Raw genomic sequence first — 18615 nt, 5'->3', positions numbered from 1 at the left:
TGGTTTACTTCTTTGGTTTACTTCTTTAGTGTGGTATATGTGATCACATATTGACGTCACCCTCGTGGGTACTTGTGTTTTGTTCGGTTTTTGTTTAAAATTCCCCAGGGTGTTTTTGACTATTGAACAAACCGTGTGACGCATTCCCCCACCTCGTTCAGGTGGGGGTTAGTCCATGCCAAAACCAATCGCTAAAAACATGAAGCAAAAATTAAATAATTGCCGCCTTATATTTGATAGGTTAAAATAATAAATATAATTTATTTTATTTAGACCAGTGAAAGCGGCAACCAAAGTAATTAGAACCGATAAGTGGAAACTAAATCCAACCCCCGATCAAAAATTGCTATTTGGGGAGACGGTTAAGGTGTACCGCCGTGCTTGTCGATATTTGGTTGGAATCATTTATACTCACTGGTCTGAATTAGGTTGCTTGACAGCTGATCAACTAACTCCTGCTGTTGAACGTCTAATGCATGAGACTGCCAAGCGTCCTAATATAAAGTATCCTCAGTTTAATCAAGCATTCTACAAATTTCCCAGTTATTACCGTCGTGCTGCGATTCGGCAAAGCCGACGCTTCGCGAACGCTTTTGCTGCGGGTCAGGTTAGTAGTTTTGTGACCCGTTACCGAGAATGGCAAGCGGGCACTAGAAAAAGACGCAGCGATAGTCCTCCGAGACTGAATGCTGATACTGGTTGCTACCCAGCTTTATACAAGGGTCAATGCTATAAATTACATGGCTTTAACCAAGTCGATATCAAGGTATTTAATGGCTTAGATTGGGTTTGGACTACAGTTCAAATTACCGGCCTAAGAGAAAGACACCAAATAGCTAGTAACAAAATACTATCGCCTTCATTGATATTCAATGAAAGGGTCTGTCATTTATCCGTTCCGTTCAGTTGTAAGCCAGAAAAACGAAAACCAGAGGCTAATGTAACAGCAGTAGATCTAGGAATTAATACTACTGCGACAATCTCAGTTGTAACCCACAGCGGCACTGTAATCCACAGGAAATTTATACACCCAGGAAGAGACATAGACCGTCGGGATAAGCGACTAAAGTCCGTATCTATGCGGGCATCTAAGACTATGGGCAAAGGAGGAAAACTTCATAAAGGTTTTTGCTCCAAGACCTATCAAAAATGCCGGAGAATCAATCACCAAATCGGGCACATTGTTTCTAAGCGAATTGTTCAGATTGCTGAAGAGTTTAACTCCGAAGCAATTGTGTTTGAGAGTCTTAAGGGATGGAAGCCCAAAGGGGGACGGAAACGCTCTAACCTCCGGCAAAGGTTTCATGGATGGCTCAAAGCAAAAATTCGCGATTTTACTGAGATGAAATGGGTTGAGTTAGGCGGCAAAGTAATAGAGGTTGTGGCAGCTTATACCTCCAAACTCGCCTACGATGGTTCCGGCAAGGTCAAACGTGATTCAAAAAATTATGCCCTAGCAACCTTCTCCTCAGGTAAGCGGTTTAATGCCGTTCGCGTAGCGTGGCCTACGGCCAATCTAAACGGCGCTTACAACATTGGTGCTAGAGGTGTGTTTAAACTCACTAACAGAAATGGTAGTGGGGGTCGTTCCAGCAAAAGCCCTGGACGATCGCCTAGAAGCTGGGCTTGCCTGTGTGATCTCTGGGTTAGGGATAACCAAAGATTAGCATAGGACACCTCCACCTCGGCGATAGCCAGGTGGGGGAAGCTTCATGATTTGACTATAGAAAACTACAGGCACGACCCGATTGTGCCTCTAGCCTGGACAATGTTCGGATTATCGTTAACTGGATCAGAAAAATTCTGGGGGTTCTACAAACATCACCCCAGTTACCAAGGTTTGTAGTTGCTCAGGAATTTGTAGATTGTCAACCGCAGCTTTGGGATAGGTAACGTCACTGCCATCTATCTCCTGGATCAGGGTTTTCTGCTGTGGTTGGAAGGAAACATTGAAAGTTGATTCCCACAGGGATTGCGGGGCTTGTACACTGATAGTCGGTCCAATGTGCAGGATCCGGAAGCCAAGTTGTTGTAGAGCTAAAGCAGCTTGTCTAGAGTGGTTGGGGGATGACTGAATTTCTGCTGAAATCGTGTTTTCCGGCATAGAACCCCTCCGATGGAAAGTCTGGCGTCGTTGATTTTTGGGTAGGGGCGACCCATTCGAGCCAGTAATTCGGGCAAGTAATTAATGGCTCAAACCCTAGGTTTTATGTGCTTTTGCTTCGCCCTCCCATAGGCTAACCTAGAGTTTCCCTCAATTAAGGGTAACTTGTCAAGCTATAGCGCTACCCCCGCTGGAATCCGGATTCTGGAATCCGGATTCCGGAATCGGGCGGGGGAAGAGTGTGGTTAGAGGGGCGGGTGCGCGTGGGGAGAGGCAGGGCTGTTTAATTCTTTGGCATAAATTGTCAGATCAATGGGATTGAAAGGAAGGTGGGGTGCTGGGGAGAGGTTTTTTTTGAGGTTAAAAATCCCTATCTCCCTATCTCCCTATCTCCCTACATCCCTACCAATCACATTTTAGTCGGACAATGAAACAGCGCTGTTTTGATAGTCCTGAATAGGACCGAAAAAATTCACCAGCTCTTTTCTGTAGATTAGCTCCAGGTCATGGAATCAAGTTTGGTGCCAGTTCAAAAGTGAGGGGATTTTTTTATTGGTATTAATTTATACACAAAAAATACAAAAGTTATACGTTTTATACGTTAGCGCTAACGCGATCGCAATCATCAGATTTGCAAACTATAAATATCAGTTAATTTACTTAACGTGATTTTACTGACAGCTCAGGCTATGATCGAGTTAGTCACACAATTAGTAAACCAATTAGTTACAGACTACAGTCAATTAATTAATTCAAATAACTAGGGCGTCTATAACATGAACATAACTAAATTTTTAAGCAGTGGATTAGTTTTAGGGTCTATAGTTTTGGGAGCAGTAGGACAAGCCCAGGCAGCTGATATCGTCAAGTCCTGGTTAGCCGATGAAGCTCATAGCAACCCAGACACATATTGGTCAGGACATGCTTTCTGGTTACCTGAGTTGGACTCAGGGAGATTTGTATTTGACACTTCAGGTATCTTTAATGAATACGATGATGGGAGTGCTAATTTGTTGGGTACCATCGTTTCCGAAAAAGATGATACTAAACAATGGGAGGTTGATATTTGGTTCGAGAGCACACCAGAACCTTGGGGAGGACCTAAAAAGGAACTACCGAAGTCTGAATACGTAGAAAAAGGTGGCCCCGTCGATACTAGTAATTGGCGCTACTATAACATGGATGAAACTCGGGCGACCTTAAGTGGCCTAGGTTTCTACGATGGCAAGGAACTGAATCTTTACCAAAGACCTGAAAATGGTAAATACGCCTTCCAGGTTGGGGTTGGAGCTAATGGCAAAAACACTAACTTTGGTATGTCTGGCTGGCTAGGTGCTACGGGTTCTTTTACTCTTAGCAATGCTGATATTAATGTTGATCTAACTCTGGATCCTAACCATCCTTCCAATTCTCAACCTGTTCCTGAACCCATGACAATGGGCTTGTTCAGCCTAAGCTTGCTGGGATTAAGTGTGACGTCATTAAAGCGCAAGTCTAAGGAATTGGTCTGACCTAGGAATTTTAAAGATTCCCGGATTTTTTCGTCGGCATAGCTGATTCAACCAGTTCTCTGTAGGAACTAGACCACTTTCTCGTAGTCTGTTCCTTTTTTAGGTTTTGTGGTAAGCATTCAGCTATCAGCTATCAGCTGTCAGTTCTCAGTTCTCAGTTCTCAGTTGTGACTTGGCCACTGACAAGTTTCTAGTTTCTAGTTTCTAGTTTTAAGTGACTATCAACCAAGAAGGATAAGTAGTAAACTGGATAGGTTATAAAACTAGTAAGCTCAAACTATTAATCTCAAAAGATTAAATAGTACATTAACTCAGATGTCAGCTGAGGATTAAGCTCAAGGCGTCGTTGAAGGTCAGCCAGATTACGGTATGGGCCACCATCAAAGCGATTTTGCATGATCGCTCTAGCTAAAAACAAGTCCACTGCTGGAATTTTCGTCAACTGTTCTAGAGATGCGGTGTTAGGGTTGACTAGCCCAGGCGTTACTAAACTCTCAGCATCGTAGTAACAAAACCTCAAAATTGGTTGCAAGGGTGTCAGACGTTGTACTGACCAACCTAGGGCAGCGGCCAAATCTTCTAAGCAGCAAAATTGCACACCGCTGCTGGTGAGTTCAAAAAGCGTCCGCGCCTGATGGATAGATATCCCTGGCAATCTCAGCCAATCATCCACACCAGCTTGATTCACATCAATGGTGAGCCCCAATTTGGCAGCTACAGCAATTTCTTCTGTGGATTGTAGCCGATAGTAGGGGTCACGCTTCAGCCTATGCTGAATTGATTGCTGATTTGGGTTTTGTCGAGTCTTGGGTGATAGCCAATCAAAAATTGCCATGAAACTCAAGCAATTAGGTCAAGTAATTGACGACGTTTTTGTTCAAATTCATACTCAGACACTAGTCCCTCCTGACGCAGGCTGTCTAGCTGTCTTAGGGCATCGGCAATTTCCCCTACCTTGGCTGGGTCAATCCCAGCCGATGGATTCTCTGAGGAAGATACTGTAGACTCAATACCGAGGTTAAAATTGAGGTCAAACTGATCTTGACTTTGTAGTAAATACCACACCCCCTCTATAGCACTAGCAATGCGAGGAATGGGTGTCCAACACAGGAGTAAGTACATTACTCCCCAGAAGGGTTGTCCGAGATAAAATTTGTGTAATCCACAAACGGGGAGCACTACCCCACTCAATGCCAGTAGGGAAGCGACTTTACGGCTTTTTGGCTTGCTCAACATACTTGCTTTGACCCGCGTTGAATAGCTTGGTGGAGATCCAAAAACTTTCAATCCTATGTTCCTATAATAATTACTTATCTCAGAGTCGAAACTTAGAGGTTACAGGTTATAGGTTGTTCCCGTAGCGTGGCCTTTTGGCCAAGGTTAACAGGTTACAGGTTAATAGGTTGAAGGTTCAACGGTCTAACCTTCAACGGTCTAACCTTCAACGGTCTAACCTTCAACGGTCTAACCTTCAACGGTCTAACCTTCAACGCTCCAACCTACCCTACAACGAACGCCTTGGGCGAACAACTGACTAATCTTCAACGGACTAATACGGAAAACCGAATTTTGTCCAGGTTTGACGCTACATTAAAATGTGATTAGAAGCGGCGATTGAGTACAACCAAACCGGTTGACAGGTAAGAGCAATGGGTTTTTTTGATTCGGAAATTGTCCAAAAAGAGGCAAAACAGCTGTTTGAAGATTACCAAGAGCTGATTAAATTGGGCAACGACTATGGCAAGTTTGACCGTGAAGGCAAAAAGATTTTCATCGATCAGATGGAACAGATGATGGAGCGCTATCGTATTTTTATGAAGCGCTTCGAGTTATCCGATGACTTCATGGCTCAGATGACCATAGAGCAGCTCAATACTCAGTTAGGTCAATTTGGGATCACCCCTCAGCAGATGTTTGACCAGATGAACATGACATTGGAGCGGATGAAGTCAGACCTAGAGAAGCAATTGTAGTCAGGAACGCCCTTGGTGGGGGTGGGTATACATGGACATCTGCCAAGACAGCTGAGAGCTTAGGGTCTTAGGCTCAGGATTGAGAGTGCCTTAGTAAGGAGCCGCCAATAATGACGGCTGATATCCCTAATTTATCTAGAATTTATCTAGATCGAGGACGCTTAAATTTTGAGGGTCGAGGGAAGTATCTCACTGGCTCGTTCCGCAAAGCGTAAGCCATAAACCTCCGCCAGATCGGTGCGGCATAGCCACCACCTGTTACCCCTCGCCCAAGGGGTCGGTTGTTGTCTCGACCAATCCAAACTGCGGTAGCCATCTGGGGTACATATCCCACAAACCATACATCTCGCTCTGAAGAGGTTGTTCCTGTCTTACCCGCCGCCTGACGCCCTATGTAGGCAGATTTTCCGGTACCTCCGTTAATTACACCGGTTAGGGTATGGTTAAGGGAAGCAACCGCCCATTGATCTAGCACCAGCTTAGGCTTAGGGGTATTATCTAGCAGCACATTGCCTTTACTATCGGTCACTCGGACAATTAAGGTAGTGTCAGAGTGCCAGCCATTATTGGCAAAAGTAGCATAGGCTCCTGCCATTTCCAATGGTGTTACCCCAACTGACCCTAGGGGTAAGGATAGCACCGGTTGCATCGGACTCTTAATCCCAAGGGTCTTAACCACATCAACGACTTTATCAAGTCCCACTCTCCTGCCAATCTTCACCGCTGGCACATTGCTCGATTGAACAATTGCGGTGCGAATGCTCATGGCACCAGAGTAGCCACCACCATAGTTTTTGGGTCTGTAATAGCCTCTACCATCTCGATAACGAACGGGGGTATCGTAAACAGTGGAACGGGGGGAATATTTACCTGTGGCAAAGGCAGTATAGTAAACAAATGGCTTAAAGGATGACCCAGGCTGACGTCGAGCTTGAGTAGCACGGTTGAATTTGCTCTTTTCATAGCTGTATCCCCCGACTATCGCTTTCACAAAATGGGTACGGGGGTCAACGGCGGCTAATGCCACTTGATTATCGTAAAGTCCACGGCGACGCAGGGTGTAATGAGCACGATTAATGATCTTTTCTGCCTGCTTTTGGAAGTAGTAGTCAACCGTGGTCTGAACTCGCATTCCGCCCTTGGTGACCGCTTCCTGACCAAATCGCTCTTTTAACTCCACCACAGCAGCTTCTGTGACGAAAGGCAATTTACTGGTGCTCCAGGAAGTACTTTTCCCAATTAACAGGGGCTGTTCCTTAGCTTGTTTTTCTTGGGCTGCTGTAATCCATCCCAAATCCCGCATCCGCCTTAAGACAACGGCTTGTCGCTCTTTAGCTTTAGAGTAGTTGCTGAAGGGACTGTATTCTTCTGGGGACTGGATTAGCCCTGCCAACATGGCTGACTCCCCTAAGGATAGCTCAGATGCTGGCTTAACAAAGTAGCTGCGGGCAGCTGTTTCAATGCCATAGTTATTGTGACCCCAATAGATTTGATTGAGGTACAATTCCAAAATCTCGTCTTTAGAGAAGATTTGCTCAACTCGGATAGCGAGTACAGCTTCAGTGATTTTGCGGCTAAAGGTGCGTTGCCGAGTCAGAAACAGGTTTTTCACCAACTGCATGGTGATTGTAGAACCCCCCTCTACTACTGTCCCTTGTCTCCAGTTGACTAAAAAAGCACGACCGACGCTATTGGGGTTAACCCCATAGTGCATATAGAAGCGACTGTCTTCTATAGCTAGTACAGCCCGCTTGAGTTGAGGGTTGATTTGGCCGAATTCGAGCACTTCCCGATTCGCTTCCCCATGAAGGCTCACTAGAGGTCTACCCTTGACATCGTAAATGTAAGTTGTTTCTGTCGGTGTGTAGTTCCGGAGCATGCGCACATCTGGCAGGTTACGGAAGCTAGTCGCTAAGCCCACAAGTCCACCAGCTACAATCGAGCTAGCTAACATGGTAACCCCGAGGATAGTCCCTCCAGTTACCTGAGCCACCCCTTGCACAAACTGCAATACTTGTGAAGGCTTTCTTTTCCGATTTTTCCGATCTTGTGGTTGTCGAATAGTGCTATATGGCACGGTGATTTCATTTCCTTACTAAAGAACAGACATGTAAGCTAGGGGCTGTGCTTGGGGTGTTTTTTTTACTTCCTATAAGTACTTTCTATAAGACAATTCCAAGGATAGGTGGGCAGAGCAGGAATGTCTAGGACAATTATTTCTCGGTAAATTCCGGCAGTTACTTGCAAAAACTGTAAGTGTATCCATCTTTTCGGTGTATTGCTGATATATCTTGAGGGTTGCAGCTTTTATAGCCCTTCATTCCTAACGGGGTAAATCCAAAGCTTCCTTTACTTCTAGGAGTTACCTTGCCTATACCTAGTCTTTGATGTTTGGCTATGTCTCCAGTGACCCAGCCCTTAATTGGTTTTAATGGATTGTGCCTGACGGGGTAACCGTACTTGTTGAGTGCTGCTTTTTGTCTGCCTCCCTGCCCTTTGCAAGTAACTAACAGTGGCTGAGACGTTTTCAAGACTAAGGTCTCAATATCCCCAACGCAAGCAGCATCAATCCAGTGCTCCTTAGGAAGACCCAGTCTAGTCCGGTTGTACTTGGTCTGCGCTCCGGTTCCAGTAACTACAAACTTGATATTTTGGAGTACTTTCACTAACTTGTTACGAGTTGCATTTACCGCTGCCGCATCCAATAATGGTTGTTTGGCTTTAGTTTTGATTTTTTGGAGTAAACTTGGCTTCTTTTTTAGGAATTCCTCTATAGGTTTGTTTCCTTTTCGTTTATTACATTTTTCGCAGGCTAAGCAGAGATTACTGACTCGATTACTTCCACCAAATGACTTTGGGTGAATGTGCTCGATCTGCAAGGGAACAGACTGTTTACCGCAATAGGTACATTCTCTTCCCCATTTATCAAGTAAGTACTCCCTAACTTCGTAGCCAGCTAGTTCACCTTGTTGGTACTGAATACCATTGATTTCGGGATTCGGCATTTTCTGGGTATCAAACTTAACTCTTTCGACCCAAATTTCATTGACCGGGCAAAACTTGGTTAATCGCTTTACCCACGTTTCAATAGTCGAAACCCTGTGTTCTAGGCTGGGTGGGAGCCAAGCCTCTGAACGTTTGCGATTAAAAAACCGTGGCTTTCTGTAACGGGTGTGACGATTACGTCTTCGGTGCCTTACAGCTTTTCTAGACTCTAATTTTTTATTGATCAACCCTCCTCTGTGTTCTAACTCCATTCCCCAAATGATTTGGTTGTTTTGGACTAGAGCAAATCCAGTTGTTTGGCTACCAGGATCAATCTTAATTTTACAAGGTGATACAATTGGATTATCAATCGCTGTTTTTAAGATGATCGTGAACGGGTACATCCGAAAAACAGCAGCTTTACCTTTGTCTAACAACCGACGAGCTTTCTTTGGTGGAATAGGGTTTAATGGCTGCTTGTTTGTGTCAATAACAAATACATACTTTGGCATTTTTAGTGCTCTCAATTTGGTAATGTGTTCCTTGACAATGTTGGGATGGCTTGTTGGGCTAACCACACATTTGCCTTTGTCTTAATGATTAGCGACAGAGCCAGAAGCTGGAGTTCACCTCTGGGTGTCATAACCAAACCAACCTAGGAATCGCACCTGAGTCTGCATCCTAGTTGGCAATCCCGGAGATTACCGGGAATTCCCTAGGCTTTGGCTAGGAGGATTACTTACAAGTCTTGAGCATCGAATTTCTTAATAATGCCAGGACGTTATGGATAAGTGTCAAGCCCTACAGGTAAGCTTCTACTTAAGCTTCAACTACTGTAGCGATAAATAATTTTTGAATTAAAGCTAATTCTAGCCAATTCATACCATTTTGTATTCTACGACGGTCATTTCCCGTCTTGATGCAGTCCCTGTGGCAGATGCATCCACCGATTGAACCCTTGAGAGCCTAAAGCATGGGGGATTTAATCCCTATCTTACAAGCGATGCAGCGCCGCCAAAGGGGGTTCCCCCCATGAGCGACTGCATCAAGAAGAGTGGGCAAAAGCCGCATCTCGTAACAGTTGTCAACGGTTTTTTGTATAATAGTTAGCGGCATTTAGACATGGTTTTGGCAAGTGTCGGTCTAGCTGCTTAGAATTTGTAAACGATCCTTAGGATAAATTTAAACAATCTGTACTAACCTAGTTAATTGCCAACCATAGTCCCAACCAATGTCAAATTTTGAAATTCCCCTTTCTAACCAGCTAGCTTGGCTAGACAGAGGTACCAGTGAAATTTTTCCCCTACAACCGGATTCTCAGGATCCGAGTGAAAATCTAGCTATTCGGCTCAAGCAAGCTGAGCGTCCCTTACGGGTCAAGTTAGGTATAGACCCAACCGGTGCGGATCTCCACTTAGGTCATAGTATCCCAGTCAGAAAACTACGGGCATTCCAAGATGCTGGTCATACCGCTGTCTTAATTATTGGTGACTTTACCGCTAGAATCGGTGACCCTACCGGGAAGTCTGAGGTACGTCGCCAGTTGACACCAGCTCAGGTCAAGGAAAATGCTGAAACTTATCTGTCACAGGTGCGCCCTATTCTAGATTTTGATACCCCAGGACGGCTAGAAATTCGCTATAACTCTGAGTGGCTTAACCAGTTGGATTTGTCTGAGATTATTGAGTTGTTAGCCACTATGACCGTAGGGCAAATGCTGGCGAAGGAAGGGTTTGCTGAACGCTATCAACAACAAAATCCTATTTTCCTCCATGAGTTTCTCTACCCATTGATGCAGGGCTATGATTCTGTGGCAGTCAAGGCTGATGTGGAGTTAGGGGGAACTGACCAAAAGTTTAATATTGCCTTGGGACGGGATTTACAACGGCATTTTGGGCAATCTCCCCAGTTCGGCTTACTGCTGCCAATTTTGATTGGGACGGATGGGATACAGAAAATGTCTAAGTCTTTGGGGAATTATGTGGGCTTGTCAGATGATCCCCTGACCATGTACTCGAAGCTGGAGGGCACACCAGATCATCTATTGACGCAATATTTTGAGCTGTTGACTGATGTGCCATTGGATCAGCTTCCAGAACAGCCACGGGAGCAGCAAAAACAATTGGCTCTGACTATTGTGACCCAATATCACGGTGAAGCAGCGGCAAAAGAAGCTCAGCAGGCAGCACTAAACTTAGTAAAGGGTAGCACTACTGGTACGGGGGATTCTGTGCCAGAATTTTCATTGTCTTCTGTGGACTTTCCCGCTAAGTTGTTCTATATCCTTAAAGAATCCGGTTTGTGCCAAAGTAGTGGCGAAGGCAGGCGACAGATTCAAGGGGGAGGTGTTAAGTTGGATGGCGATCGCATTTCAGCGGTTGACCAGACCTTTGATTCCCCTGATCAATTGGTGGGAAAGGTTTTGCAGGTGGGGAAAAAGAAGTTTGCCCGTTTAGTTAGTTGAAGGTATCAATGAAGGTTAGAAGGTTAGAAGGTTAGAAGGTTAGAAGGTTAGAAGGTTGAAGGTTGAAGGTTAGGAGGTTGAAGGTTAGGAGGTTGAAGGTTGAAGGTTAGGAGGTTGAAGGTTGAAGGTTAGGAGGTTAGGAGGTTGAAGGTTGAAGATCGGATTATTGTTCCTTTGGATGTGCCGAGCAAAGAAGATGCGATCGCATTAGTGGAGCAGTTGCCTGAGGTTAGCTTTTGGAAAGTAGGGCTGGAACTGTTTGTGAGCACTGGTTCTGAGATTATTCATACTCTCAAACATCGGCAAAAGCGGATATTTCTGGATCTTAAATTTCACGATATCCCCAATACGGTCGCTGGAGCAACAAGGGTTGCAGCCGCCTATGGTGTGGACTTAATCACCATTCATGCTGTTGCTGGTCGCAATGCTCTCAAACGAGCGGCTGAAGCGGCAGTTGAGGGAGCTTTGACAGCGGGATGTCCCCCCCCAAAGTTAATTGGTATTACTCTACTCACCAGTCTCAATTCCCGGGATTTGGCCTTTGACCTGAAAATTCCGATCGAGTTGCCCGAATTTGTCTTACAAATGGCACTACTCGCTCAAGAGTCAGGTTTGAATGGGGCAGTGTGCTCCCCCATGGAAGTATCACAGCTACGACAAGTGTGTGGTGATGATTTTCTCCTGGTTTGTCCAGGAGTACGCCCCCAATGGTCAGAAAAAGGTGATCAACGACGGGCAATGACCCCACTAGCTGCTCTACAAGCTGGTGCAGATTACCTAGTTATAGGGCGACCAATTACCGCTGCTGACGACCCAGTGGCTGCCTGGAATAGGATTTGTGAGGAATTAGCTGGTACTGGTGTATAGCTTTCAGCTGACGGGATTACTTCTAATTGCTTACTTGGGATTACAGATTAATGGGTTGAACCTTAGCAAGTTGAACCTAGAAGGTTTCCCAGAAAACTTTCAACTACACTTCTTTCAGAAGTTGGGAACAGGGAACAGGGAACAGGGAACAGTGGACAAGAATTCACGAAAACAGTATCAGAAAACTACTTTTGAAAGAGGTCTACTGTTGAACCTACCCTTCTCGAACGCCTTTGGCCAACAACCTACCAACTTTCAACTGACCAACCTTCAACCTGTCAACCTTCAACCTGTCAATCTTCAACCTGTCAACCTTCAACCTGTCAACCTTCAACCTGTCAACCTTCAACCTGTCAACCTTCAACCTGTCAACCTTCAACCTGTCAACCTTCAACCTGTCAACCTTCAACCTGCCAACTTTCAACCTACTAACCTTCAACCTCCCAACCTTCAATCTGCCAACCTCCAACCGACCAACCTTAACCCTTCAAGGTTCCTCCGACCTGCCAACCTTCAACCTTCACCCCGTCCAACCTGTTCGGTAGAGGTGGAAACCTTAACCTCCCTATTGCTGAAGGATTTACCTAGCTATGCCAATCGAGTGATTCAGAGGGCGCGGCGCTCAGACTCCACTGTGGACAATTTCAGTTATGTAATCGTGGCAGGAAAGCCAGAGTTTGAACCTCTGCCCCTTAAGTCCTTTCAATCCACGACTGTACCTAACCCAACGGATAGCGAAGCACTTCAACAAATCTTTCTAACTACCCTAGAGCGCAAGTATTTCAAGGATAAAGCTGTAGAGTTTCAGAATTATCACTGGCTATTTTTGACCAAAAGCTCTGATGGCTGGCGCTTAGTGATGATTTTTTCCCGTATTGGTTCTGTTTCAGAAGGCAAACTTCCTACACCGCCACGGGAAAGTACTAATGGTGTTATTGGTCAAGCGGTTAAGACTTGGCTCCGGGATTGTCGTGCTGGGACAATTCGAGGCTTTGAACAGAATCCCGTCAATTCCCGTCCTTGAGATGGCTAAGCATTCAGCAGTCAGTGGTTAGCCGTCAGTGGTCAGCCGTCAGTGGTCAGCCGTCAGCTTATTTTATTCAAAAGCACCGATTGCGCTACGGGCATCAGCTGATAGCTGATACGCGACACGCTGATAGCTTACGTTTAGAAAGATTTAAGAATTTAGCGCTGATTTCCTTCACTCTTCTAAAATCTCTACTAAGTCCTGAACCATTACATCAAACGTCCTGGCTAATTTATCCATAGAAGTATAGTCAATTGTTTTTAGACCAGGACAGCGGGCATAGTGTCTTACAGTGCTGTAAATCACTCCGGAACGGTCAGAAACTTCCTTGAGTGTCCAGCCCTTCTCCTGTGCTAGTTCTCGTACTTTCAGTCTGACTAAACCCATACTTGACAATTGATGAAGTTTATAGTTTAATAGTTCAATCGAGCAAACTATGAAAAGCGATCGCCCTCAAAAAATTTAAACACCAGGGCGATCGCACATAGCAAACCTCATGTCAAGAAACATGGAGGTAATACTAATTATGTTAACAACACCTAGCCATAAATTACCCGTAGTCACCGTATCTAAAATCAACCATAAATCGCGAGTGGTTCATCCACTGGCACGATTTGTCACTGAAAATACGGTAGCCTTGTTTTTTAATATCCAACCAGAGGAAATTTATCGCATCGATTGCTGGCAGCACGTTGTTTACGTACACGCCAAAGGTGTCAGTCAATTTGTCAGCTACGCCGATTTTCCGCCAATTTTAGGGGTAGACCCCCCAAAAACTGGAGATTACGACCGCTGGCTTAAACGGCGGGACAAAAGGCACAAATCCAAGCAATCCCTGGGTTTTTGGAGCCGATTCTACGCCCAGCAGTTTAAGCAAGCTTCCTCAAAGCTTAATCTTTATCAGTGGGGAAAATTGGTTGGTCTAGTCAAACGTGTACTTTTTGAGGCAGAATTGCAACAATTGCGGCAAATGTATGTGAACGAGAAAAGTTGGTGGGACGATTTTTGACTAGATACTATATCCTGATTCTATTGAGTCTTCTGTGTTTAACTGGCTGTAATTCCCCTGATAGTGCAGTTTTACAGTCCAACCAGGACAGTACTTTGAAGCTACTGTACTGGCAAGCACCCACTATCCTCAATCCCCATCTTTCTAATGGTTACAAGGATTCCGAAGCGAGTCGGATTACCCTTGAACCTCTGACTAGTTATGACAAAAATGGGGAGATGGTTCTGTTTTTGGCAGCAGAAGTTCCTACGGTAGAGAATGGTGGAATTGCTGCTGATGGTAAGTCGGTGACTTGGAAACTAAAGCGCAATGTAAAGTGGTCCGATGGCACCCCTTTCACCGCTGCTGATGTGGTGTTCACTTATGAGTTCATCACCAATCCAGCCGTAGGTTCGACTACTGCTAGTACCTATAAAACTATCAAAAACGTTGAAGCAATCGACGACTACACAGTCAAAGTCAACTTCAAGGATGTTAATCCAGCTTGGTTTTTAGTCTTTTCCGGTAGTGATGGCATTATTTTGCCACGGCATTTATATCAAGATTTCAATGGTGCCAATGCACGACAAGCGCCAGCCAACTTGATGCCTGTAGGAACCGGTCCTTATCAGGTCGTAGAATTTAAGCCAGGGGATACTGTAGTTTATCAGCCAAACCCTAACTTCCGAGAAGCCGATAAACCCTATTTCGAGCGAGTAGAACTAAAAGGCGGTGGTGATGCTACCTCTGCTGCTAGAGCAGTCTTACAAACCGGCGATGGGGATTATGCCTACAATCTGCAAGTGGAAGCACCGGTGTTGAAGCGACTGGAAGCGGGGGGTAAAGGTAAAGTGGTGGCTATCTTTGGGGCGTTGGTAGAACGGATTTTAATCAATCAAACCGACCCCAATCAACAAGCCCCCTCTGGAGAACGGTCTAGTGTCAAATTTCCCCATCCGTTCTTCAAAGACAAGCGAGTGCGTCAGGCTTTTAACCTAGCCCTAGACCGGGAAACCATTGCCCAACAGCTTTATGGACCAACGGGCAAAGCCACAGGGAATTTCTTAGTGTTACCAGAGCAATATAAGTCTCCCAATACTACCTATGAATTTAACCCTAAAAAAGCGGTAGCCTTGTTGGAGGAAGCAGGCTGGAAAGATACCAATGGTAACGGGATTCGGGATAAAGATGGGGTGGAGATGACCGTGTTGTTTCAGACTTCGGTCAATCCCGTGCGCCAGAAGACTCAGGAAATTGTCAAACAGACCCTAGCCTCGATTGGGGTTGGGGTAGAACTCAAGAGTATTGATGCTAGTATTTATTTCTCTGGTGATCCAGCCAACACCGATACTAACCAACGCTTCTATGCTGACCTACAAATGTTCACCACAGGGAATGATAGCCCCGACCCTGGTGCGTATCTGAAAACCTATACCTGTGATGAAATTTCCCAGAAAGCTAATCAATGGTCTCGAAAAAATGTCTCTCGCTACTGTAATCCGAAATACGATCAGCTTTGGCAGCAGTCTACAAAGGAGTTAGACCCAGAAAAACGTCGGAAAATCTTTATCCAGATGAATGACTTACTGGTTAAAGATGATGTGGTAGTTTTGCCCATTGTCCATCGGGCTGACGCAGCTGGGTTTAGCAATCAGCTGGAGGGTTATGACTTGACACCATGGGATCGCAATACTTGGAATATTATGGATTGGAAGCGGAAGTGATAGTTATTCCTAATTTTTCAAGTTTCAAGTTTCAATTAACGTCAGCTATCAGCTATCAGCTATCAGCTATCAGCTATCAGCTAGGAGGGATTTTAACTATAGGGGGTCGAATGAGTAAAATGAGCAGGGATTTTCAACGAGCCGTACCAGCATAAGCTTGTTTACTACCTCCTGTTCATTAGCTGACGGCTGTTCGCGTAGCGTGGCCAACGGCCAACGGCTGATAGCTGAATGCTTACAAATTAACTAATAATCAATTTCAATGACGCGATACTTAATTAATCGTCTTTTAGTTTCTATTCCCACCTTGATTGCTATCAGTATCGTAGTATTCGGTATCCTGGCCTTAGCACCTGGAGACCCGATGGGGGAATTTGCCACTAATCCTTCGATTACCCCAGAAGTGCGGGAAAATATTCGTCGAGCCCTTGGTTTAGACCAACCCATCCCGATTCGGTATATTAAATGGGCGTGGTCATTTATCCAAGGGGATATGGGATACTCCTTCACTAGCCGTAGTCCTGTTAGTGCCCTAATGCTCCAGCGTTTACCTACTACGTTATGGGTTGTAGGTTCCGCTTATATTTTTGCTGTATTGCTGGCGTTTCCCTTAGGAATAATTTCGGCACTTAAACGTTACTCTATCTTTGATAACATTGTCACCACCCTGGCTTTTCTAGGATTTTCTCTACCAACCTTTTTCACTGGTTTGCTGTTCATTATTCTGTTTAGTGTCCAGCTAAATTGGTTACCGTTTATCTACGACAGCACCCTGAAGGTAACAGATTGGAATAGTTTTGTTATCCAAGTCAAGCAGTCTATCATGCCCATCGTAGTATTAGGCTTATTTCAAGCAGCAGTATTGATGCGTTTTATTCGTTCATCCATACTCGAACAGCTAAATCAAGACTACGTGCGTACTGCTTATGCTAAGGGATTACATCAATTTGTAGTGGTCAATCGCCATATCTTACGGAATGCTCTGATTCCGGTTGTTACCTTAGTCGCCCTAGATATTCCTACTGTATTCACTGGTGCTTTAATCACTGAACAAGTATTCCGAGTACCTGGAATTGGTGCTTTGCTGATTGATTCTATCTATCGAAACGATACACCAGTAGTGATGGCGATTACCTTTATCTACGCTATTTTAATTGTAGTCTTTAATCTAGTCGCTGATATCCTTTATGGCATTCTAGATCCGAGAGTTCAGATAATATAGTAGGGAACAGGGAACAGGGAACAGGGAACAGGGATTAGGGAGTAGGGATTAGGGATTAGGGAATAAAAACTATCACAATTCATGATATAAATGCTATAGCTAACTGAGGTCTACAGCAGTCTATATTATAGCGTTTATCGCAGTTATGAGGTACGCTTATCAACCTCAAAGTCCCCCTTATTAAGGGGGATTTAGGGGGGTCATTTTGTACCTTATGGGATATAGAATTGCTATATAATGAGGTACACAGAATTTTTAAACTATTACTTATTAGAACTTAACTGCTCCCTGCTCCCTGCTCCCTGCTCCCTAAAATTTACCTCACCTAATTAAAAGCCTATACACTATACAAAAAATGAATTTTCTGTGGAAGTTTTTTGGTGGAGATGGATGGCGTCGGTTTCGCCAAGACCGAATGGCTGTAATCGGGTCTATTGTACTTATAATTATGGTGCTTACCATTGTTTTAGGGCCATTCATTGATAAAACACCTATTGACAAAATTGACTTTAGTCTATCCAGTGCGCCACCAAGTTGGGAACATCCTTTTGGTACTAATGATTTAGGGCAGGATCAACTGGCTCGGGTATTGTGGGGGGGACGCATCTCTTTAACGGTGGGGATTGCGGCTATGGTAGTGGCGATTTCCTTGGGAACTTTAATTGGAGCGTTATCGGGTTTCTATGGAGGAGTAATTGATACCTTCCTAATGCGTCTGACGGATTTATTTTTAGCATTACCTCAGCTACCGTTGTTACTGTTAGTGATTTATTTATTCCGAGATGTCATGCGGCAGCTGGCTGGGCCAGAGTTGGGTATTTTTATATTGATAGTGCTAGTAATTGGTTGCTTGAATTGGATGTCGGTGGCGCGATTAGTACGAGCTAGTTTCTTGACAGTGCGAGAGATGGATTTTGTAACAGCAGCTCGCTCGATTGGTGCTAAACCTCGTCGATTGATTTGGGCTCATATTCTTCCTAATGTGCTTAGTCCGGTAATTGTTGCAGCTACCTTGGCGGTGGGAAATGCGATTATTACTGAGTCTACCTTGAGTTTTTTAGGATTAGGGTTTCCCCCTGATGTTCCGACGTGGGGAAGAATGCTATTTGATGCCCAAAATTATATTGAAATAGCCCCTCATATGGCAATTTTTCCGGGATTAGCGATTTTTTTAACAGTGCTTAGTATTAATTATATTGGGGATGGATTGAGGGATGCTTTGGATCCGCAAACAAGGAGGAAGTAGGGAATAGGCAAGAGGCAATAGGCAATAGGCAATAGGCAAGAGGGAAAATGTTGGACTAATCACTCTACAGCCACTTGCCTATGTTAAAAACTAGGATACTCGATAATATCTAGGTTGATGGTTTCAAACCAAAACTCGACTAAAATACTCACGATACAAATGGCATCGAGGTACGACTCGATTACCCTGCTGCTCTACTAATCCCATACTATGTAGCTTGTAAATCTGGAGTGAATCTAATTCTACTGGCTCCCATGAAGTGACAACTTGCTGCAATGCTTTAGCTAATTCTGGTGCTTGTCGTAGTGCTTGCAAATGTCGTCGTAAATGGTTGCTGTAAATACCTGCTTCTGTGGCTGCTGCTTGTAACAACTCCTCTAAGCTGTTGCGCATTTAAACTGTGATAACAGCATTGCCTTTGTTTTTTATTTTTCGTACCCATTTTATAATTAACCCTCCTTCATTTAAAAGATGATTTAACAAACATTATAATTCTTCAATTGA

Annotated in this window: 20 protein-coding genes; 13 read left to right on the top strand and 7 right to left on the bottom strand. The window is 44.5% G+C overall.

Going from position 1 to position 18615, the window contains the following annotated elements; genetic code table 11:
• The first annotated feature begins 277 nt into the window (after nt 1-277).
• Nucleotides 278-1672: an IS200/IS605 family accessory protein TnpB-related protein gene (locus F6K37_RS13500; RefSeq protein ID WP_008185225.1), complete on the top strand. Its 1395-nt coding sequence runs from the start codon at nt 278-280 to the stop codon at nt 1670-1672.
• 120 nt (nt 1673-1792) lie between these two features.
• Here F6K37_RS13500 and F6K37_RS13495 read toward each other — a convergent pair whose 3' ends face one another.
• Nucleotides 1793-2104 carry a hypothetical protein gene (locus tag F6K37_RS13495; protein WP_008185223.1) on the bottom strand — a complete coding sequence of 104 codons (312 nt, stop codon included), beginning with the start codon at nt 2102-2104 and terminating at the stop codon, nt 1793-1795.
• A gap of 776 nt (nt 2105-2880) precedes the next feature.
• Here F6K37_RS13495 and F6K37_RS13490 point away from each other — a divergent pair.
• Nucleotides 2881-3615 carry an SP85-like N-terminal domain-containing protein gene (locus F6K37_RS13490; protein WP_287250715.1) on the top strand — a complete coding sequence of 245 codons (735 nt, stop codon included), beginning with the start codon at nt 2881-2883 and terminating at the stop codon, nt 3613-3615.
• A gap of 286 nt (nt 3616-3901) precedes the next feature.
• Here F6K37_RS13490 and F6K37_RS13485 read toward each other — a convergent pair whose 3' ends face one another.
• The gene (locus F6K37_RS13485; protein WP_008185217.1) at nt 3902-4450 is read right to left on the bottom strand and encodes a ComEA family DNA-binding protein; all 549 of its coding nucleotides are present in this window, start codon (nt 4448-4450) and stop codon (nt 3902-3904) included.
• A gap of 5 nt (nt 4451-4455) precedes the next feature.
• Nucleotides 4456-4851 carry an NINE protein gene (locus F6K37_RS13480; protein WP_008185215.1) on the bottom strand — a complete coding sequence of 132 codons (396 nt, stop codon included), beginning with the start codon at nt 4849-4851 and terminating at the stop codon, nt 4456-4458.
• Nucleotides 4852-4985: 134 nt separating this feature from the next.
• On the opposite strand from F6K37_RS13480, the gene F6K37_RS13475 reads away from it, so the two are divergent.
• Together F6K37_RS13475 and F6K37_RS13470 are read left to right on the top strand one after the other, a co-directional pair.
• A complete protein-coding gene (locus tag F6K37_RS13475) occupies nt 4986-5153 on the top strand; it encodes a pentapeptide repeat-containing protein (protein ID WP_081431903.1) in 168 nt (55 codons plus the stop codon).
• Between the two features lie 111 nt (nt 5154-5264).
• Nucleotides 5265-5588 (top strand): DUF1825 family protein, encoded by a 324-nt coding sequence (locus tag F6K37_RS13470; RefSeq protein WP_008185214.1) that lies wholly within the window; start codon nt 5265-5267, stop codon nt 5586-5588.
• Nucleotides 5589-5730: 142 nt separating this feature from the next.
• On the opposite strand, the gene F6K37_RS13465 is transcribed toward F6K37_RS13470, so the two are convergent.
• Both F6K37_RS13465 and iscB read right to left on the bottom strand, forming a co-directional pair.
• Nucleotides 5731-7665, bottom strand: coding sequence for a transglycosylase domain-containing protein (locus tag F6K37_RS13465; protein ID WP_287250713.1), 1935 nt, complete (start codon nt 7663-7665; stop codon nt 5731-5733).
• Nucleotides 7666-7825: 160 nt separating this feature from the next.
• Nucleotides 7826-9085, bottom strand: coding sequence for an RNA-guided endonuclease IscB (gene iscB, locus F6K37_RS13460; RefSeq protein WP_008185212.1), 1260 nt, complete (start codon nt 9083-9085; stop codon nt 7826-7828).
• A 719-nt stretch (nt 9086-9804) separates the two neighbouring features.
• Between iscB and tyrS the strand changes: the two genes are divergently transcribed.
• From tyrS to F6K37_RS13440, 4 genes are all read left to right on the top strand, one after another.
• Complete coding sequence (tyrS, locus tag F6K37_RS13455) at nt 9805-11037, top strand: tyrosine--tRNA ligase (RefSeq protein WP_287250712.1); 1233 nt, start codon at nt 9805-9807, stop codon at nt 11035-11037.
• A gap of 144 nt (nt 11038-11181) precedes the next feature.
• Complete coding sequence (gene pyrF, locus F6K37_RS13450; protein WP_008185210.1) at nt 11182-11904, top strand: orotidine-5'-phosphate decarboxylase; 723 nt, start codon at nt 11182-11184, stop codon at nt 11902-11904.
• Nucleotides 11897-12928 carry a pentapeptide repeat-containing protein gene (locus tag F6K37_RS13445; RefSeq protein ID WP_287250711.1) on the top strand — a complete coding sequence of 344 codons (1032 nt, stop codon included), beginning with the start codon at nt 11897-11899 and terminating at the stop codon, nt 12926-12928. Before pyrF ends, F6K37_RS13445 begins: the two co-directional genes overlap by 8 nt.
• A complete protein-coding gene (locus tag F6K37_RS13440; RefSeq protein WP_287250717.1) occupies nt 12925-13173 on the top strand; it encodes a hypothetical protein in 249 nt (82 codons plus the stop codon). The genes F6K37_RS13445 and F6K37_RS13440 overlap by 4 nt, the downstream gene beginning before the upstream one ends.
• Here the strand turns inward: F6K37_RS13440 and F6K37_RS13435 are convergent.
• On the bottom strand, nt 13106-13318 hold the full coding sequence (locus F6K37_RS13435; protein WP_008185208.1) for a helix-turn-helix domain-containing protein: 213 nt from the start codon (nt 13316-13318) through the stop codon (nt 13106-13108). The two genes, F6K37_RS13440 and F6K37_RS13435, sit on opposite strands and share 68 nt — an antisense overlap.
• Nucleotides 13319-13457: 139 nt before the next feature.
• Here F6K37_RS13435 and F6K37_RS13430 point away from each other — a divergent pair, with 139 nt between their 5' ends.
• The 5 genes from F6K37_RS13430 (at nt 13458) to F6K37_RS13410 (ending at nt 18111) form a co-directional block, all read left to right on the top strand.
• Nucleotides 13458-13940, top strand: coding sequence for a hypothetical protein (locus F6K37_RS13430; RefSeq protein WP_008185207.1), 483 nt, complete (start codon nt 13458-13460; stop codon nt 13938-13940).
• Nucleotides 13937-15643 (top strand): peptide ABC transporter substrate-binding protein, encoded by a 1707-nt coding sequence (locus tag F6K37_RS13425; RefSeq protein WP_287295456.1) that lies wholly within the window; start codon nt 13937-13939, stop codon nt 15641-15643. Before F6K37_RS13430 ends, F6K37_RS13425 begins: the two co-directional genes overlap by 4 nt.
• Nucleotides 15628-15798, top strand: a complete 171-nt coding sequence (locus tag F6K37_RS13420; RefSeq protein ID WP_008185205.1) for a hypothetical protein — start codon at nt 15628-15630, stop codon at nt 15796-15798. Before F6K37_RS13425 ends, F6K37_RS13420 begins: the two co-directional genes overlap by 16 nt.
• Nucleotides 15799-15905: 107 nt before the next feature.
• The gene (locus F6K37_RS13415; RefSeq protein WP_008185204.1) at nt 15906-16865 is read left to right on the top strand and encodes an ABC transporter permease; all 960 of its coding nucleotides are present in this window, start codon (nt 15906-15908) and stop codon (nt 16863-16865) included.
• Nucleotides 16866-17220: 355 nt separating this feature from the next.
• Entirely contained in the window at nt 17221-18111 is an 891-nt protein-coding gene (locus tag F6K37_RS13410) for an ABC transporter permease (protein ID WP_008185203.1), read from the top strand.
• A 123-nt stretch (nt 18112-18234) separates the two neighbouring features.
• Here F6K37_RS13410 and F6K37_RS13405 read toward each other — a convergent pair whose 3' ends face one another.
• Nucleotides 18235-18504, bottom strand: coding sequence for an AAA-like domain-containing protein (locus tag F6K37_RS13405; RefSeq protein ID WP_008185202.1), 270 nt, complete (start codon nt 18502-18504; stop codon nt 18235-18237).
• Nucleotides 18505-18615: the final 111 nt, after the last annotated feature.

It is taken from the genome of Moorena sp. SIO4E2 (genome assembly GCF_010671945.1).
GTDB lineage: Bacteria > Cyanobacteriota > Cyanobacteriia > Cyanobacteriales > Coleofasciculaceae > Moorena > Moorena producens.
Note: the sequence above shows the minus strand (reverse complement) of the source record. Positions and strands in the feature narration are given on the sequence as shown.